Origin of the sequence: Rhizobium sp. ZX09 (genome assembly GCF_017357485.1) — a bacterium.
Classification (GTDB): domain Bacteria; phylum Pseudomonadota; class Alphaproteobacteria; order Rhizobiales; family Rhizobiaceae; genus Agrobacterium; species Agrobacterium pusense.
Window position 1 is genome coordinate 298,296 of sequence record NZ_CP031364.1, and the last position, 17,581, is coordinate 315,876.

Consider the following 17,581-nt stretch of genomic DNA (forward strand, 5'->3'; position numbering starts at 1 on the left):
CGTTAGTACCCTAAAACCGCTATCACGGGGCTCTCCATCACCTGTCCCGTCAGCACGTCGGCAATGCCCATATCCGTCTGGTGCGGGCCGATATTGCAGGCGAGCGTGGCCCCGAAGCAGGCCTTGAAGACGAGATAGGGCGGCTGCCATTCCACCACCCTGCCAACGGCTTCGCGCAGTTCCTCGAAAGCCTTTGCAACATCTTCAAGTGCCGCATCGGAAACGAGGCCGGATAGCGGCAGCGGCAGAAGTGCAGTTACCTTACCTTCGGAGGCGACGGCCATACCACCGCCTGCCGCTATCACCGCATTGGCGGCGAGCACCATGTCTTCTTCATTGCCGCCGAAAACGGTGAGGTTATGGCTGTCATGCGAGACCGTTGTGGCGAAGGCGCCGTTCCAGTCTCCCCAGCCGGTGAGGAAGCCAGTCCGGGTGACCGGTTCGGACTTGCCGTGGCGGTGGGTGACGGAGATCATCGTCGCACCTTCGGGCGGAACGACGAAACCATCTCTCACCTCGGCCTCCACCTCGCCCCATTGCGTGAAGCGCGGGCGGTCGATGGTGGCAAGGCGCACCCTCGCGCCTTCGGCAGCAACCCGAAAATCTTCGGTCACGCGCAGCGGCAGCTTCATCGAGCCTTCGAGCGCCGTCGTATCACAGGCGGGCACGTCCACGAGCATATGTCCGCCTTCCGCAACCGTCCTGCCCCCGGCAAGGACGTAACGGGCGGCGAAACCGCTCAGGTCCTCGAAGATAACGATATCGGCGCGACGGCCGGCAGCGATGAGCCCGAGGTCAGGACGCCCAAGCCTTTGGGCGGCATTGAGCGTTGCGGCGCGCAGTGCCCATTCGGCTTTCAGGCCATAACGGACAAGGCGGCGCACCACATCATCCAGCCCGCCGCCATTTAACAGGTCATCCGGAAAGACATCGTCCGTGCACAGCGTCACGGTCTGCGGCAGGTGGCCCAGCGCGTTCAGCGCTTCCACGAATTCCGGCAGCAGGTGGTCATGCGAGCCGCGCAGCTCGATGGTCATGCCGGCCCGCAGTTTCGCAATGAGGTCTTCGCCTGAGACCAGCTCGTGATCGGACGAGACGCCCGCCGCCATGAAGGCGTTGAGATCGGCGTCCTTGAGGCCGCGCGCATGGCCGCAGACCAGTTTCTCCGAGGCAAGCCCGGCCTGTACGATGCCGCTCATGCGCGGATCGCGCTCGATGACGCCGCGCATGTTCATGATTTCCGCGACACCGCCGACCTGGGGCCATGACAGGATATCGGCGAGAATGGCGGCGTCGAAATCAGCTCCGCCGCGTTCCAGCCCAGGCGCGGAAGGCACGCATGAGGGCGCCAGGAGAACGGCACGCAGCGGCAGGCTTTCGATGGCCTTCGCCGCCCAGCGCACCCCTTCGACGCCATGCACATTGCCGAACTCATGCGGATCCCAGACGATGGTGGTAACGCCGCGGGCGACAACCGCTGCCGCATAGGCCGCCGGTGTGACCATCGAGCTCTCGATATGCATATGTGTGTCGATCAGACCCGGCGAGACATACCCGCCGGCCGCATCGATGACCTGCGCGGCGTCGCTCCGGCTCGCCCGTTCGTGCACGCTGGCGATCAGCGCACCGACAATTCCGATATCGGCAGGGCGCAGCTCACCGGTTACCACATCCACCAATGTTGCACCGGTGATGAGGATGTCGAAAGGCGCATCGCCGCGCGCGGCGGCGACGGCGCGGGCGCGGGCGCGGAGCGCATCATCGCCGAGATCGGCAGGTTCGCGTGTGGTGAGGTTCGCGTTCATCGGGCGGCCTCCCGGCGCAGCACCTCAAGAATAACCGTCCTCGCACCGTCGGCATCCAGCGTCTCAGCAAAATGCGCGTTGAATGTTTGCGCTTTCTCCGCACGCGGTTCGACCACCGTTCTGCCCCGCGTCAGCGTCGCCTGAAGCTCGACATCTATCCGCGCGTGACGCCAGCCGATTAGGCAAGAGGCGGAGCCCGAGGCGAAGGCAACGGCAGCGACGGGATCGTAAAGCGCCATGCCTGGTCTGCCGCGACGGGTGGCGATGCCGATGAAACCATCAAGCAAATCGGCGATCAGCCCGGCATTCCTGCCGCCCGCATTGCGGATCGGCAGCACGTCGGCAGGCGAAGCGGTAACCTTGCGGCAGGCGTCCAGATCGACCATACGCAACGGCAGGCCATGGGAGAGCACGATGGCCAGCGCTTCCGGATCGGCAAAGGCGTTGAATTCGGCCGAGGCCGTGTGATTGCCGCTCGTCACGCCGCCACCCATCCAGGTGAGGTCGGAAATTCTCGTGGCAAGATCAGGCCGGGCGAGGCACAGGGCGGCAATATTGGTGAGCGGACCAAGCGCGAGAATGCGCCTCTCGCCCTCCCCCTCCAGCCAGGCGCAGAGAGCGGCGAAGGCATCGCTTTTCGGCAAGGCCGCGGCATCCGGCAAGCTTTGGCCGACGGTCGGGATGCCGTTTTCGCCCAGAATGCACTGCGCCGTTTCAAGTGCACCCAACACCGGCATGGCGCGGCCCTGATGGATCGGCATCGACCAGCCAAAAGCGGCGACCGCACCCGCGGCATTGCCGCAGACGGCCTGAAGCGTCGCATTGCCGAAGACCAGCGAGATGCCGTCTATGGCGAGACCCGACGATTGCACCACCAAGATGGCGGCGATATCGTCAAAGCCCATATCGGTATCGATCCAAACACCCATGATCAGTTGAATACCTTGAGGCTCGCCGCCTTTTCGACCGGCAGGTCGAAGGCAAGCGTATCGCCGATTGCGTGGGAGGTCAGGGCCGCGTCGGTTTCAGCCTTGATGGGCCCGAGCGGTGTGTCGAGCAGATATTCGCGGCTGTTGCCGGCGAAGGATGTGCCGCGCACGGTTCCCTGGAAAGGACCTGAACCGAGGGTGACCATGCGCGGCCGCCAGGCCAGTCCGGATGCTGAAAGGACTGGTCCGGGAAGCGGTGTTGTGCCGTTGGCGGTTTTCAAAGCCCCGCCTTGAAGGGCGAAGATGTTTTCGAAGCCGACGAAGTCGGCCACGAAGGCGGAAACCGGCGCGTTGTAAATCTCTTCCGGCGTGCCGATCTGCTCAATCTTGCCGCCCTTCATGACGACAATGCGGTCGGCAAGCGCGAGCGCCTCGATCTGGTCATGGGTGACGAAGATCATCGTGACACCCGTCTCCTTCTGCACGCGCTGCAGTTCGGTCCGCATTTCAAGACGCAGGCGGGCGTCGAGATTGGAGAGCGGCTCATCGAGAAGCAGCACTTTCGGCTCCATGACCATGGAGCGTGCCAATGCCACGCGTTGCTGCTGGCCGCCCGATAGTTCCGCCGGCTTGCGTGAGGCGAAATTGGACAGGCCGACCGACTTCAGGCCGGAGGCGACCTTGTCCTCCAGCGCCTTGCCGCTCATTCCCTTGAGTTTCAGGCCGAAGGCGACGTTTTCATAGACCGTCAGATGTGGGAAGAGCGCATAGGACTGGAACACCAGCCCGACGGCGCGTTTGTTGGCCGCAACGCGGGTAATATCGGCGCCATCGAGATTGATCCGCCCGGCAGCCACCGGCATCAGCCCGGCGATGGCGCGCATCGTCGTGGTCTTGCCGCAGCCGGAGGGCCCGAGAAGTGCGAGCAATTCGCCCTTGCGGATATCGAGATCGAGATCCTTGACGGCGACATTGCCGCCATAGGCGAGCGAGATTTTTTGCAGCGAAAGATAATTTGCGTCAGACATAACGGGAGAACCCCAGGAAACGTTCGGCCATGAAAACGATGCCGATGGAAAGGAAGGCGAGCAGCGAGGAAAGGGCGGCCACGGAAGGATCAAAGACGATTTCCATGTAGCCCAGCATGTCGATAGGCAGCGTGCGCACGCCGGGACCGGACAGGAACAGCGACACAGGCACCTGGTTGAAACTCGTCACGAAACCGAGAATGAAGGCCGACAGGATGCCGCCGCGGATATTCGGCAGCACAACGCGGAAAAATGCGCCAAGCCGCGACGAGCCGAGCAGCACCGCCGCCTCCTCGATATCGGAGCGCAGATTGTTGAGGCTGGCCGAAACCACGCGCACCGCATAGGGCAGGATGAGCGCGGTGTGGGCGAGAAACAAAGCAAGCGTGATGCCGATGCCGAAGGGCACGACGAAGTAACGCAGCAGCGCAAGACCCACGATAATGCCCGGCACGATGATCGGCGCGGACACGATGGTGCGCACCGTCTCGCTAAAGGGCAGTTTGTAGCGCGACATGGCGTAGGAAGCGGGAATGCCGAGAATGAGCGCCGTAAACGTGCCGCCGATGGCAAGGAACATCGACATCGCAAAGCTCTCGCGGAAGCTTTCGACCGTAAAGACCTTCGCGATCCACTTCAGCGAAAAGCCCTGCGGCGGAAAGGCGAGCGTATCCCCGGCCGAAAACGAGGCCGCAACGATGATGAGAAACGGCCCGATGAGGAAGCCGACGACAAGCAGAAGCGTGAGCGGAATGAAGAGCTGCCGGGTCATTTCTTGTTCCTCGCAGTGGCGATGCGCTTCAAGAGGATATTGGCGGCAAAGCTCATGACAATCAGGATGAAGGCGATGACGCTGGCGGCGACGAAATTATTGGAAACCGTGACCTGCTGGTAAAGCAGGGTTTCCAGCATCAGCACCTTGGACCCGCCGAGAATGGCGGGCGTGATATAGGCGGTCAGCGAACCGGTGAAGACCAGCGTGCCGCCGACGACGAGCCCTTCCCGGGTGAGCGGCAGGATGACCTTCCAGAACACCTGAAACCAGTTGGCGCCGAGAACGCGGGCAGCAGCGATCGTATCCTTCGGCATGTTCTCCAGCGCGCTGATGAGCGAGATGATCATCAATGGCAGGAACAGTTGCAGAAGGCCGATGAAGACGGCCGTTTCGGAAAACAGGATGCGGATTGGCCCGTCGCTGAGGCCCACCGCCTGCAGCGCCTGGTTGACGATGCCGGTTCTGCCGAGAATGACGATCCAGGCATAGGTGCGGGCGACCGGCGAAATCATCAGCGGCAGCACGACGAGGTTGACCACATGGCCCTTCCTGGCCGGCGACAGGTTGACGATGGCGAAAGCCGCCGCGTAGCCCACCACCGCCGAAACGACGGTGACGAGCGCGCCGAGCTTCAGCGTGCGCAGGAAAACCGTCTGGTTCAGCGGATCGGAAAAGAAAGCGCCATAGGCCGACAATGTCCAGCCGTCAGCGGTGCGAAAGCCTTCCGACAAAAGCATGAAGACCGGCACGAGAAAGACCGCCGCCGCGAAAATTGCGGCGGGCAAGGCAAGCGCCAGCGCTTCGGCCCGGTTCTGAAACATATGGCATTCTCCGGTCTTGAAATTCCGCCGGCTACGTTTGGCGGAGGACTTGTTCATTTGGCGTCAGTGGGTGCCGGCATATCGATCTCCCCCCTTGTGGGGGAGATGTCCGGCAGGACAGAGGGGGGTGACGTGCGCCAGCACGTAACCCATTCCCGCCCCTTCGAGCTTGTTACTGCCCCACCTTGGCGTTCCACTCCGACAGCCACTTGTCGCGGTTATCGAGCGTTACGTCGGAAGGAATGAGCTGCAGGCTGCGGGCGGTTTCATCGCCATAGGTGATGTTGTTCGCCACCTCGTCGGAAACCTTGACTTCCCTGTTGGTCGGGCTGTCCACCAGCTTTTCCGCCAGCGCCTTCTGGACGTCGGTCGAGAGCCAGAAATCCATGAATTGCAGCGCAAGATCCTCGTTCTTCGCGCCCTTCGGCACGACGAGCACATTCATGCCGCCGGTCTGGCCTTCCTTGGGCGTTGCCCAGGCGAGCGGCAGGTCGAGCTTGGTGAAAGGCGCCCAGGAGAAGCGGCCGATCGGCGCTGCCCAGATTTCCTCCTGCTGCATGAGCTGCACCAGCTGCGAGGACTTGACGTAGAAGGTGACGATATCGCCCTTCTTTTCGCCCACGGCCTCGATAGCGCCGGCAAGATCGGGCGTGTCCTTGCCGATAGCCTTGCCCAGCATGTAAAGCGCCGGCGGGCCCTGGTTGGTGGTGACATTCGGGAAAGCGACGTGGTCGACGATACCGTCCTTCAAAAGATCGGCCCAGCTGTCGATCTTCATCTTGTCGGTGCGGTAGACAATCGATGTGGCATAGAAATTGACGCCGACGCTCATGCCGTCGCCATTCGGGTCCTTGGCGATGTCATAGAGCTTTTCAATATTCGGAACCTTGGAAGCATCGATCTTCTGGATCAGGTCCTTGCGGGTGGCCGACAGCGCATCGGCCATGGAGACGATGGCGAGATCGACGACCGGACTGGCCTTGTTGGCCTCCATCTTGGCCAGACGCTCGACGCTGTTGCCGGTCTCGACGACGAGCTTGCAGCCGCATTTCTGCTCGAAGGGCGTATAGACCAGTTCCTTGAATTCATCCTGCGCGAAGGCGTAGACCGAGATCGTCAACGTCTTGTCCTGGGCCTCAGCGGCTCCCATCGTCAGCATCAGGGCGGTGCCCGATGCGAGAATGATCTTTTTCATGGTGTGAGTTCTCCTGCTGTCGTGTTCTTGGCTTCAATCGCATCATGCTTTGTCTTGCCGGTGGAGCCGCGCATGATCAGCGCCATCGGTACTTTCGAAACATCCGCCGTGACGTCGACGACGGCCCCGTTTTCTCCGGCGCCATCGATCGCGCGCAAAAGCGCGCCAACGGCCAGATCGGCGATGCGGCCCATATCCATGCGCATGGTCGTCAAGGGCGGGGTGACCACGGCAGAAAAGATAAGATCGTCGAAGCCGGTGACACTCGCCTCTTCCGGCACCTCGATTCCCGCGCGCTGCAATTCGGTCAGCACGCGCAGCGCGTGCAGATCGGATACGGCGGCAAAGGCCGTGAAACCTTCGGCAACTTTCTCCGCAAGGCCCAGCCGGCAGCCCGCGCCACCGGCCTTTTCAATGCCATCGATCCAGAGCGTCTGGGCCAGGCATGTTTTGCCGAGACCATCGCGAATGCCGCCGAGACGGTCATTCTGAACATTGGAATCCCTGTTCTTGCCGACCAGCACCACCTTGCGATGGCCGAGGCTCGCAAGATATTCACCCACCTGCCGGCCGCCATCCCAATGGTCGGCAGCAACGGTATTTCCCGGTGTCGACGGGCTGTCGATGACGGCCACCGGACAATCAACGCCGGAAATGCGTGTGCCACGTCGGGGAACGATCACCATGCCGTCCACCCCACGCTCGATCAGCCGGTCGATCGCATCCGTCTGCATGGCGATCTCACCGCGCGCATCGGCGATCAGCACGCCATAACCCGCGTTGACAGCCGCCTTCTCGATGGCCTGCGCAATCTGTGGAAAGAGAGGATTGGCAATATCGGGCAGGACGAGCCCGAGAACGCCCGATCTGCCGGTGCGAAGCGCCCTGCCCGCCGAACTCGGCACATAGCCCAGCTCGCTCGCCGTCTTGCGGATACGTTCCACCAGTTCGGGCGAAACGCGGCCCTTGCCGGACAGCGCATTGGACACGGTTGCCACCGACACGCCGAGTGCCGCTGCTATCGCGCTCAGATTGGTGGCAGGCCGTGACGACGCCATAATGGTCCTGAAGGGCTGATTAAACGTTTAATCACGATAATCGAGGCGCGAACCGCTGTCGAGTCCTGCGCTGGCAAAATAGGGCGAAAAGCTGGGCACAAAGGTTAAATGCCCGAAAAAAGAGCGATTATTTTTACGCGCTCTGGGTACTGGCTGCGCGATAAGCCTCCACCTGACGCACCAGCCAATCCCGAAACAGGACGACCGGGACGTGGTTGGCGCGTGAAAGCGGGGCCACCGCGTAATACGAGCTCGGGCTTCTGGCCTGATGATCGAAGGCTTTGACCAGCTGCTTCGATTTCAACTCGTTATCGATGAGGAAGAGCGGCATCAGCGCGACGCCGAGGCCGGCGATGCAGGCCTGCGCAACGCTGGAAAACTGTTCGAAGCGCATGCCCTGCGGCAAGACGAGTGACAGGTCGAGGCTTTCGAACCAGTGGCCCCATGCGCCCGGCCGCGAGGCCATGTGCAGCAATGGCAGGGCAGCGATGTCTTCTCCCTTTTCCACCGGATGAACGCTGAGGAACTGCGGGCTGCACACCGGCGCCACCATTTCATGCATCAGAAAGGTGCTTTCCGCGCCTGGCCAATCGGCCTGGCCGATATGGATTGCCATATCCAGCTGCTCACGCTCGAAATCGAACTGGCCGATGCGGGTCGCAAAATTGATGGTGATCTCCGGGTGGTTCGCCACGAAATCCGGTATACGCGGCAGAAGCCAGCGGGTGCCGAAGGTGGGCAGCATGGCGAGGTTGAGCGTATTGCCATGCGTTTTGGTCATGATCTGCAGCGAAGCTGAGCGTATCTCGCCGAGCGCCGCCGCGATCGATTTTGCGTAGATCTGCCCCTCCGCCGTCAGCGCCACGCCGCGTGCGCCGCGGTCGAAGAGCCGCACGCCAAGCTGTTCTTCCAGTGACATAACCTGCCGGCTGATTGCCCCCTGCGTCAGCGCCAGCTCATCTGCGGCGGCGGAAAAGCTGCCGAGACGGGCAACGGAATCGAAAGCGGCAAGCGCACTTGTGGATGGCAGGAGTTTGCGGCTGAGAGATGTCATGAGCCATTACTATATGTAATGCAAAAATGAGTAAACATGGCTTGTGCCATCCGGGCTGAATACGAATAATCCGGCCAGCAAATCCGGAGGCATAAAGTGAGCGAACGCGTAGCATTCAATTGGCAGGATCCTTTCCTGCTCGAAGACCAACTGACTGACGACGAGCGGATGATACGCGACGCCGCGGCCGCCTTCGGCAAATCGGAGCTTCTGCCGCGTATCTCCGAAGCCTATCTTTCTGAAACCACCGAGCCGGAACTGTTCCGCCTGATGGGCCGGCAAGGCCTTCTCGGCGTTACCCTGCCGGAAGAATATGGGGCGGCGAATGCGAGCTATGTGGCCTATGGTCTCGTCGCCCGCGAGGTGGAGCGGATCGACAGCGGTTACCGCTCGATGATGAGTGTGCAGTCCTCGCTCGTCATCCACCCGATCTTCGCTTACGGTTCGGATGAGCAGAAGAAGAAATACCTGCCCGGCCTCGTCTCGGGCGAACTGATCGGCTGTTTCGGCCTCACCGAGCCGGATGCCGGCTCCGATCCGGGCGGCATGAAGACCCGTGCTGAAAAGATTGAGGGCGGTTATCGTCTGCGCGGTTCGAAAATGTGGATTTCCAACGCACCGATCGCCGATGTCTTCGTGGTCTGGGCCAAATCCGAAGCCCATGACAACCAGATCCGCGGTTTCGTGCTCGAAAAGGGCATGAAAGGCCTCTCAGCACCGAAAATCGGCGGCAAGCTTTCGCTGCGCGCTTCCATTACAGGCGAAATCGTCATGGATGGCGTCGAAGTCGGCGAAGACGCACTGCTGCCCAACGTGTCCGGCCTGAAGGGCCCCTTCGGCTGCCTCAACCGCGCCCGCTACGGCATTTCCTGGGGCGTCATGGGCGCTGCCGAAGATTGCTGGTTCCGTGCCCTGCAATATGGTCTCGACCGCAAGCAGTTCGGCAAGCCGCTTGCCGGCATGCAGCTTTACCAGAAGAAGCTCGCCGACATGCAGACCGAGATCGCGCTCGGCCTTCAGGCATCGCTGCGCGTCGGCCAGCTGATGGACGAGCACAAGATGGCGCCGGAAATGATTTCCATCGTCAAGCGCAACAATTGCGGCAAGGCGCTGGATATCGCCCGCCAGGCCCGCGACATGCATGGCGGCAACGGCATCCAGATCGAATATCACGTCATGCGCCACGCGCAGAACCTCGAAACGGTCAACACGTATGAAGGCACGCATGACGTGCACGCGCTGATCCTCGGCCGGGCCCAGACGGGCATTCAGGCGTTTTTCTGAGGGTTATGGACCGTAGCGGTTCCGTCAAGAAAGAGGCCTCCGAAGATCGCTTCGAAGGCCTCTTTGTTTGTCGGGTTCGCTTTTGGCTCAGAATGTGCCGCGCACCCCGATGCCGAACATGCGCGGTTCGGTCATGCTCGCCTCGATGCCGCCGATGCCGCGGTTTTCCTTCATAAGGGTCGGCGCGCGCTCGTCGAAGACGTTCTTGACGTAAGCGTAGAACTCGAGTTCGTCCTGGAACTTGTAGCTCGCCCGCACATCCGCGATCGTGTAGGGATCGATCGCATAGACGGCCTTGTTGTCCGTATCGGAATAATAGCCGTCGAGATGGCGGACCTGCCCGGACACGGTGAACTTGTCCGTCACGTCCCAGCTTGCGCCGACGGTGAAGCTGTATCCCGGCGACTTGGCGAACTCCTTGCCGACATAGGCGGCATTGCTGGAAATCTCGTCGATCTTCGTCTTCAGCAGACCGGCGCTGGCTTTCAGCGTGAGATTGTCGAGTACCCGATAATCCGCGCCAATTTCCAGACCATAGGCATGGGCTTCTTCGGCGTTAACGGTGTAGGATTCGCTGATGCCGGTGGAGACGACGACCGGTACGTTAAACTGGGCGTTCTTCATGTCCATGTAGAACAGATTGCCGTTTACCGTCAGTGCGTCATCGAGCAGGCTGGCGCGGGTGAACACTTCGTAGTTCCAGATGGTTTCCTTGTCGAAGCTCCGCCATTTGCTGGTGGTCAGGTCGAATGCGACGCCGCCGGGATTGTACCCGCGGCTGACAAGACCGCCGACAGTCCAATCATCATTGATGGCATAGGCGAGAGACGCCTTGGGCAGGATTTCAGAGAAGGTTTCGTCATAATTGACCGAACTTCTGCTGGTGGCGCTGAGCGTCCGGTAACCGGCGCGCTGAATCTGGTCCTGCTGGTAGCGCAGGCCACCCGTCAGGGTCCACTGGTCGGTCAGCCGATAGCTCAGCTCGCTGAAGAGGCCGAGATTGTCCTTGGTGTCGCTGAAGCGAGAGGTGCCGCGCAGATAAAGCACCTCGTCGGCTTTCGTGTGCGCATAAAAAATGCCGGCGACACCGCTCAGAACATCCTCCTGATCGCCGAAGGTGACGCGCGTTTCATGCGACGTGTTCCTGAGATCGACATCGGCGTCGCCGTTGTTGGCGATGCCGACCCGGCGTTTGGCGGTGGAGTCGGAAAACTGGGTCTGGTTGAACAGTTTCACGCCGTTCTCGAAATCGTAATTGATGTCGAGAATGCCCGTATTGGTATACTGGCTGAAATTCGGCATCGTCGTGGTGATGTGGTTGAGATCTTCGAAGGGACGCGACGCCGCTTCCTGGCTTGGCCGGTTGGAGGCGTTGTAGGAATAGGTCAGCTTTGTGGAAAGACCGGGAATTTCAGACGGTTCCCAAAGAAGCTTGAAGCGACCGTTGAATTCCTTGAAGTTTTGGTCCGTTCCCTCATGCGCAAAGGCGGAATTGATGTAATCGATGAAGGTATCGCGGCCGGAATAATCGATCGCCATGCGCGCCGCCAGCTCGTCTTCGATCAGCGGGCCGGAAAAGGCGAAGGAACCACGCTTCTGGTGATAGTTGCCGATTTCCGCCTGATAGCTGGCTTCCGGCGTAAAGGTCGGGTCCTTGGTGTTGACAAGGATGGCGCCGGCAATGGCGTTGGCGCCCTGCGAGGTCGTCTGGGGCCCGCGGAACACCTCGATGGTGTCGACATCCCATATGGACGTCGCCCCGTAGATGAACTCGTTATACCCGAGATAGTGACCGTCCACATTGATCGTCGCGCGCGGCACCGTACCGGTGAAGAAGGCGATGGAGCCGGTATTCGGGCCCTGCGTGTCCTGTCCGCGAATGATGGGGGCACTGACGTTGTCGGTGTAGACGACGTTCGGAATATCCTTGATCGCCTCGGATACGGTCGGATCGCCGGTCTTTTCCTTTTTGATCTCCTCGGCGGTTTTGACTGACACGGACGAGGCCGTGTTCTTCATGTCGCGCGCCACTTTTTCACCGGTCACGACAATCGGCTTCAACACGGTCGTCCCTGCTGTATCAGCCTGCTGATCCTGACCGACAACCGGCGTCACGAACAATGTCGCCAACGTCAGAACACTGACCCCGCTCATCAAACGGCCATTAGAGCTAAACCCCATCATACACCCCAAATAAACATGAGTATTAAAGTCATATTCAAGTAACGGAAGCGTTATCCGTTTCGCAATAGAGAATGCGTTCCGTATTGCGGACAAGCAGGCTTCCGTAACGGGATGTGCCATATTTACAACAAAGTTTAAGGGACCGCCTTCTCCGCCATGGCAGCCCGGCCGGAGAAGTCATTGAAAAGGCTGAAGACAGCCATTCCGATTTTCGTCGCAATGCGTTAGGCATTCTCGAAAGAGTGGGGCACGACCTTGAACGCCATGGATGACGACACCGAAGAACGGCCGGAAAACGAAGGTGAAAAGCGCTCGGCGCTTATTCAATCCGTATCGATTGCGGCGCGGTTTCTTAATCTTCTCTCCAGGTCCGATACGGGGCTTGCGCTTGGCGAACTTGCTAAACGCGCCGGCACCGGTCGCTCCACCGCGCATCGTTACATGCAAAGCCTCGTGCGGGAGGGACTGGTGATACAGGATCCCGCAAGCGGCAGTTACGATCTCGGCCCCGCAGCGCTGGGCATCGGCATCAGCGCCCTCCGACGAATCAACCCGGTCGAAACCGCCGGACGTGAGATGAAGGCGCTTGCCGCGCAAATCGGCGCCAGCTGCGGCGTGGCGATCTGGACCGAGCGCGGCCCGACCGTGGTGCGGTGGGCGCGAAGCGCCAGCTTTTCCATCAGCACCGTCGCTCTTGGCGATGTTCTGCCGCTGGACAACAGCGCCTGCGGTCTGGTTTTTCAGGCCTATCTGCCACCGGACAGGGTGGCTGCCGTGCGCAGGCTGCAACCACCCGCCTTTCGCGGCTCTCCTCCTGCTGCCGGCATTCTCGAAACCATCCGCGAGACGGGCGGCGCCGAACTCAATGAACATCTGTTCTCCGCCCTGACGGGCAAGGCGGCGCCGGTTTTCGATGCCCAGGGCGAACTCTGTTGTGTCGTCACCACCGTCTCCTTCGTGGCTACCGCCGAAGCGGAACGGCATTTTTCGCGACTGATCGAGGCCGCCCGGCAGGCAACCGCCGAATCCGGTGGCGGCTAGACACCTTCGGCCAGATGCTCCGCAAAGGTGCGGCCGGAATAGGCGGTGCGGAAAAGCCCGGCATCGGCAAGTTTCGGCAACAGCCGCTCCAGCACCAGCCGCATGGATGCCACCGAGCCGCCGGGCACCGCGACAAAACCGTCGATTGCCCCTGCGGCCGCCCATTCACGGATGCCCTTAAAGGCATCTTCAACGGTGCCGACGATCTGCCAATGGCCGGATCCCATCACCTCCGGCCGCCGCAGTAATTCCGCGACACTTAGCGTCTCCCGCTCAATCAGCCTGCGCAGCAGTCCAGCATGGGTGCGGCTTCGCGGTCTTTCGGGCGGCGGCGGCAGGTCGGAAGCGGTGACCAGCCGCGTGAGCGGCCAGTCGGTGAGGTCGAGGCCCGTCATGTCGAGAACCGACGCCAGGGTGCGGGCGCGGTTGGCGCGGGCATGGGTCTCAGAAAATAGTTCAAGCGCCTCCTTGCCGCTATCCGCCAGATATAGGCTGAGGCCCGGCATCAGCTTCACCCCGTCAGGCTCACGGCCATGTCCTTCGGCGCGCCGCCGTAAGTCCGCTCTCAGTTCGATGGCTGCCCGCATGTCCGGCGTGGAAGCAAAGACTGCATCCGCCACCGAAGAGGCGAAATCGCGCCCCTCGGGAGACGCACCGGCCTGCACCAGCGGAATGCGGCTGGCGTGGGCTGGCAGGTTGAGCGGCCCTTTCACACTGAAATGCCTGCCCTCATGCGCTACCGGGCGCACCAGCGAGGAATCGGCAAATCGCCCGCTTTCCCTGTCGAGTTTAAGGGCTTCATTTGGAAAACTCGCCCAGAGCTGCTGCACGACCTGCGTGAATTCGGCGGCGCGTCCATAACGCTCCTGCGGTGACGGCATTTCTCTCAGGCCGAAATTTTCGTGCCCCTCAAGTGCCGTGACGATGTTCCACCCGGCCCTGCCATTGCTGAGCCAGTTCAACGACTGAAGCTGGCGGGCCACCACATAGGGCGGCAGAAATGTGGTCGATACGGTGGACAACAGGCCGACATGGCTCGTTTCCCGCGCAATGGCCGAAAGAAGCATGGTCGGGTCCATGCTGGCAAATCCGGCGCCGGTTTCCAGCCCCTCGGTGCGCAGGAAAAGCGTATCCGGCCGGAACACGAAGTCCACATGCGCAGCTTCCGCGCGCTGTGCCAGATCGACGAAATAATCGCTGGAAAATACCCGATTTATATCGCTGTCGGCTCGACGCCATGCTTCGCCGCTGAGCCAGGTTGGGGCCAGCGACATGCCCACATGAAGCTTGGCTGCGACTGACATGATGCACCTCGACTGAAATATCCGGGAAGAAAACCGCGCGTTGAATCGGCAAATTTCGATTTGTGGAGAGTTTTACTATAGTTTAGTGTCACTTCAAGACCAGAGTGTCGCGCCCGCCGGAAAGGAGCCCGTTTCCCGCAGGTTCGATATTAAAATTCAAAGACTTATAGTCCTCATGTGGCGTCTCGACGCATGAGCGCATAACTAACAGGAGTTGTATCCGGTGCTTGACGCCACGGACCTTCACGCCAGCTATGGCCACGTTCCCGTCCTGCGAGGGCTTTCTTGCCGCTTCCACAGCGGTCGCGTCACGGCGCTGGTCGGCCCCAATGGCTGTGGCAAGTCGACGCTGTTGAAAACCATCATGGGTTTCGTGCCTTTGTCATCGGGCGCGATAAGGCTTGGCGAGCGTTCGCTGGGCGACATCGGACGCAGGGATCTCGCGCGCCGCATCGCCTATCTGCCGCAGGAATGCCATTGCCCCGACTATATGACGCTCGGCGAGTTGATCGAGCTTGCCGGTTATGCACGCTACGGCCTTGCTGGCGGCCCGAGCGAGCGTGACCGGGCGCTTTTCGCCGGGGCGCTGAAGACAGTCGGGCTGGAGGACAAGGCGAGAGCGCAGGTCAACACGCTTTCCGGCGGGCAGCGCCAGCGCGCCTTCATCGCCATGGTGCTGGCGCAGGATACGGACGTGATCCTGATGGACGAGCCGGTCAACCATCTCGACATGAAATATCAATATGCCGTTCTTGGCCTTGTGCGCGAGCTGACCGACAGGCACGGCAAGACCGTTATCGTCGTGCTGCACGATCTCAACCTCGCCGCCACTTTCGCCGACGACGTCATCATGCTGAAGGCCGGGCAGGTTCTGGCATCAGGGCCGGTAGCAGACACGGTCACACCCGAAAATGTCGCCGAAATCTTCGACCTCGAAGCCGATATATTTTCCAGACAGGGGCGTCTCATCTGCGTGCCCCGGCTGGAACGACAGGAACAGGCCATTCCGGCATGATCGCGAAAATAACGCTGATCCTTGGCGCGGCGCTGTTGCTGGCCGCCATCCTCGCCGTCAATCTGTTCGTCATGTCCGGCGACATGCCGCCTGCCGAAGTCATGGCGACACTCTGGCGCGGGGAGGCCGACAGCTATGAACAATCGGTGCTCCTCTATCAGCAAATTCCACGGTCGCTGATCGCCATCTATGTGGGCGCCACAACCGCCGTCAGCGGCTGCGTGCTGCAGGGGCTTGCCCGCAATCCCCTCGCCTCGCCCTCGACCCTTGGGCTGAATGCCGGAGCGACGCTTTTCGTGATCGCCGGCGCGCTGCTGTTCGATCTCTCTGCTGAGGCACAGGGCCTTGCCGCGCTTGCGGGCGCCGGCTTCGGTTTTGCCGCCTGCTTCGTTGTCGCGCGTCTTGCCGGGCGGGTGAACGATCCGCGCGGTCTGTCGCTCATCCTTTCCGGAGCGCTGGTTTCCATGCTGCTGATCGGCGTGACAAACGCCCTGCTTCTTTCCAACCCCACGCGTCGGGCCGAATTCCTGAGCTGGGTTGGCGGCAATATCAACCATGTCTATATCGAACGGCTCACCGATTTCTGGTGGATCGGCGCCATTGCAATGGTGATTTTGCTCTCGGTCGCGCGGCCGCTGACGCTCGTTCTGCTGGGGGCGGAAAAAGCCACTTCCGCCGGCGTGAATGTCACGCGTATTTCCCGGCTCGCACTGTTTGGCACCATGCTGGCGTCAGGCTCGGCGGTAGCGATCTGCGGCCCGATCGGGTTCGTCGGCCTTATCGTGCCACATATGATCCGGCCGCTGGTCGGCGTGAATTTCACGCTTGCTTTGCCGGCCTCCGCGCTTGTCGGCGCGAGCATCTGCGTGCTCGCCGATCTTGGCGCGCAAACCCTGTTTGCGCCCTACGTGGTCAATACCGGGCTGTTCATGGACCTGCTTGGCGGCCTCGTTTTCATCGTCATCGTCAAGCGTTTCTATCTGTCGCCTTCGGCAAGGGGGCTATCGTGAAACGGGATTTTGCCACGGACGGGAAAGCCGTTCTCAGGTTGCCCGGCGGGCTGCAGATCGGCATTGGCAATCTGACGGCCGGCCTGACGCTGATTGCGCTGGCGTTGACGATCGCCGCCGTGTCCGTCAGCCTCGGCAATACCGAAACGGGCCTTATTGATCTCCTGCACGGGTTTGCCGGCGGGCATCTCGGCGATGATCAGGCCTATGCGCTGTGGACGGTACGGCTGCCGCGCATCCTGCTCGGCTTCATGGCTGGCTGGAGCGTGGCGCTGGCAGGCGCGATGCTGCAATCCGTCGCGCGCAATCCGCTCGCCGATCCCGGCCTGTTCGGGCTGAGCCAGGGGTCGATGACCACCATCATGCTGCTTCTGGTGCTGGTGCCGACGGCCCCCAAGACGCTGGTGGCTCTTGCGGCTGTCGGCGGAGGCCTGGCCGTGGCCTTCCTTTTGATCGCGCTTGTCGGGCGCGAACGCTCGAGCGGCCTTGCCATATTGCTGATGGGCATCGCAATTGAGTCGGCGCTTTCCTCTGTCTCATCGGTGCTTCTGCTCTATACGCCAGCCGAAGCCTCGCTTTCGCTGGCGGACTGGATGGCCGGTTCGCTGTTTCAGGCAAGCTGGCCGACCATCATCGTTTTTGGTCCCCTCTTTGCAGCAAGCCTTGCCGGCATTTTCCTCATTGGCCGGGCGCTTGCCGTCTTCGATCTTGGCAGCGAGATGGCCATGGCACTCGGAGAAACCGTCAGGCATTCGCGACCGCTCGTCATTCTGTTCGCGGTAATTCTAAGCGCCTCCTCCGTTACCGCCGTCGGCCCGCTGACATTTCTCGGCGTCATCGCCCCGCATCTCGCCACCTTCGTTTCGCCCGCCGTCGGCCGTGCCAGGCTTTTCCTGTCGGGCCTTACCGGCGGCATTCTGGTGGTCGCCGCCGATGCGCTCTCGCGCGGGCTGGTGGCGGATGTGCCGATGCCGATTGGCCTTGCGCTGACGCTGATCGGCGTGCCGCTCTTCATCCTCACGCTGCGCCTGCAGGCGTTGCGCAGAACCGACGCTCACTAATATATCGAATAAAGGGA

The 17,581-nt window shown here is 61.3% G+C and carries 15 protein-coding genes; 5 read left to right on the top strand and 10 right to left on the bottom strand.

The features are described 5' to 3' along the window. Positions 1-2: 2 nt before the first annotated feature. The 8 genes from BTN45_RS16050 to BTN45_RS16085 all read right to left on the bottom strand — a co-directional run bounded on the left by BTN45_RS16050 (position 3) and on the right by BTN45_RS16085 (position 8,665). On the bottom strand, positions 3-1,805 hold the full coding sequence (locus BTN45_RS16050) for an adenine deaminase (RefSeq protein WP_207589971.1): 1,803 nt from the start codon (positions 1,803-1,805) through the stop codon (positions 3-5). Beyond that, positions 1,802-2,734 (bottom strand): nucleoside hydrolase, encoded by a 933-nt coding sequence (locus BTN45_RS16055; protein ID WP_207589973.1) that lies wholly within the window; start codon positions 2,732-2,734, stop codon positions 1,802-1,804. The genes BTN45_RS16050 and BTN45_RS16055 overlap by 4 nt, the downstream gene beginning before the upstream one ends. A gap of 2 nt (positions 2,735-2,736) precedes the next feature. After that, the gene (locus tag BTN45_RS16060; RefSeq protein WP_004445301.1) at positions 2,737-3,762 is read right to left on the bottom strand and encodes an ABC transporter ATP-binding protein; all 1,026 of its coding nucleotides are present in this window, start codon (positions 3,760-3,762) and stop codon (positions 2,737-2,739) included. Next, the gene (locus BTN45_RS16065; RefSeq protein WP_004445302.1) at positions 3,755-4,534 is read right to left on the bottom strand and encodes an ABC transporter permease; all 780 of its coding nucleotides are present in this window, start codon (positions 4,532-4,534) and stop codon (positions 3,755-3,757) included. The genes BTN45_RS16060 and BTN45_RS16065 overlap by 8 nt, the downstream gene beginning before the upstream one ends. Further along, positions 4,531-5,358 carry an ABC transporter permease gene (locus BTN45_RS16070; protein ID WP_004445303.1) on the bottom strand — a complete coding sequence of 276 codons (828 nt, stop codon included), beginning with the start codon at positions 5,356-5,358 and terminating at the stop codon, positions 4,531-4,533. The genes BTN45_RS16065 and BTN45_RS16070 overlap by 4 nt, the downstream gene beginning before the upstream one ends. A 172-nt stretch (positions 5,359-5,530) precedes the next feature. After that, positions 5,531-6,553 carry an ABC transporter substrate-binding protein gene (locus tag BTN45_RS16075; protein ID WP_207589976.1) on the bottom strand — a complete coding sequence of 341 codons (1,023 nt, stop codon included), beginning with the start codon at positions 6,551-6,553 and terminating at the stop codon, positions 5,531-5,533. Further along, on the bottom strand, positions 6,550-7,611 hold the full coding sequence (locus tag BTN45_RS16080) for a LacI family DNA-binding transcriptional regulator (protein ID WP_207589978.1): 1,062 nt from the start codon (positions 7,609-7,611) through the stop codon (positions 6,550-6,552). Before BTN45_RS16080 ends, BTN45_RS16075 begins: the two co-directional genes overlap by 4 nt. A gap of 133 nt (positions 7,612-7,744) precedes the next feature. Then, entirely contained in the window at positions 7,745-8,665 is a 921-nt protein-coding gene (locus BTN45_RS16085) for a LysR family transcriptional regulator (RefSeq protein WP_207589980.1), read from the bottom strand. Positions 8,666-8,761: 96 nt separating this feature from the next. Here BTN45_RS16085 and BTN45_RS16090 point away from each other — a divergent pair, with 96 nt between their 5' ends. Next, positions 8,762-9,949, top strand: coding sequence for an acyl-CoA dehydrogenase (locus BTN45_RS16090; RefSeq protein WP_022562790.1), 1,188 nt, complete (start codon positions 8,762-8,764; stop codon positions 9,947-9,949). 87 nt (positions 9,950-10,036) lie between these two features. On the opposite strand, the gene BTN45_RS16095 is transcribed toward BTN45_RS16090, so the two are convergent. Then, the gene (locus BTN45_RS16095) at positions 10,037-12,103 is read right to left on the bottom strand and encodes a TonB-dependent receptor (RefSeq protein WP_207589981.1); all 2,067 of its coding nucleotides are present in this window, start codon (positions 12,101-12,103) and stop codon (positions 10,037-10,039) included. A gap of 294 nt (positions 12,104-12,397) precedes the next feature. On the opposite strand from BTN45_RS16095, the gene BTN45_RS16100 reads away from it, so the two are divergent. After that, on the top strand, positions 12,398-13,174 hold the full coding sequence (locus BTN45_RS16100) for an IclR family transcriptional regulator (RefSeq protein WP_207591653.1): 777 nt from the start codon (positions 12,398-12,400) through the stop codon (positions 13,172-13,174). On the opposite strand, the gene BTN45_RS16105 is transcribed toward BTN45_RS16100, so the two are convergent. Next, complete coding sequence (locus BTN45_RS16105) at positions 13,171-14,478, bottom strand: NtaA/DmoA family FMN-dependent monooxygenase (RefSeq protein ID WP_207589985.1); 1,308 nt, start codon at positions 14,476-14,478, stop codon at positions 13,171-13,173. The genes BTN45_RS16100 and BTN45_RS16105 overlap by 4 nt on opposite strands. Before the next feature lie 214 nt (positions 14,479-14,692). On the opposite strand from BTN45_RS16105, the gene BTN45_RS16110 reads away from it, so the two are divergent. Genes BTN45_RS16110 through BTN45_RS16120 form a run of 3 tightly spaced genes read left to right on the top strand, consistent with a single transcriptional unit; the run spans position 14,693 to position 17,564 of the window. Beyond that, a complete protein-coding gene (locus tag BTN45_RS16110) occupies positions 14,693-15,493 on the top strand; it encodes an ABC transporter ATP-binding protein (protein WP_034496875.1) in 801 nt (266 codons plus the stop codon). Next, complete coding sequence (locus tag BTN45_RS16115) at positions 15,490-16,503, top strand: iron ABC transporter permease (protein WP_207589987.1); 1,014 nt, start codon at positions 15,490-15,492, stop codon at positions 16,501-16,503. The genes BTN45_RS16110 and BTN45_RS16115 overlap by 4 nt, the downstream gene beginning before the upstream one ends. After that, positions 16,500-17,564 (top strand): iron ABC transporter permease, encoded by a 1,065-nt coding sequence (locus tag BTN45_RS16120; protein ID WP_207589989.1) that lies wholly within the window; start codon positions 16,500-16,502, stop codon positions 17,562-17,564. The genes BTN45_RS16115 and BTN45_RS16120 overlap by 4 nt, the downstream gene beginning before the upstream one ends. The last annotated feature ends 17 nt before the right edge of the window (positions 17,565-17,581 follow it).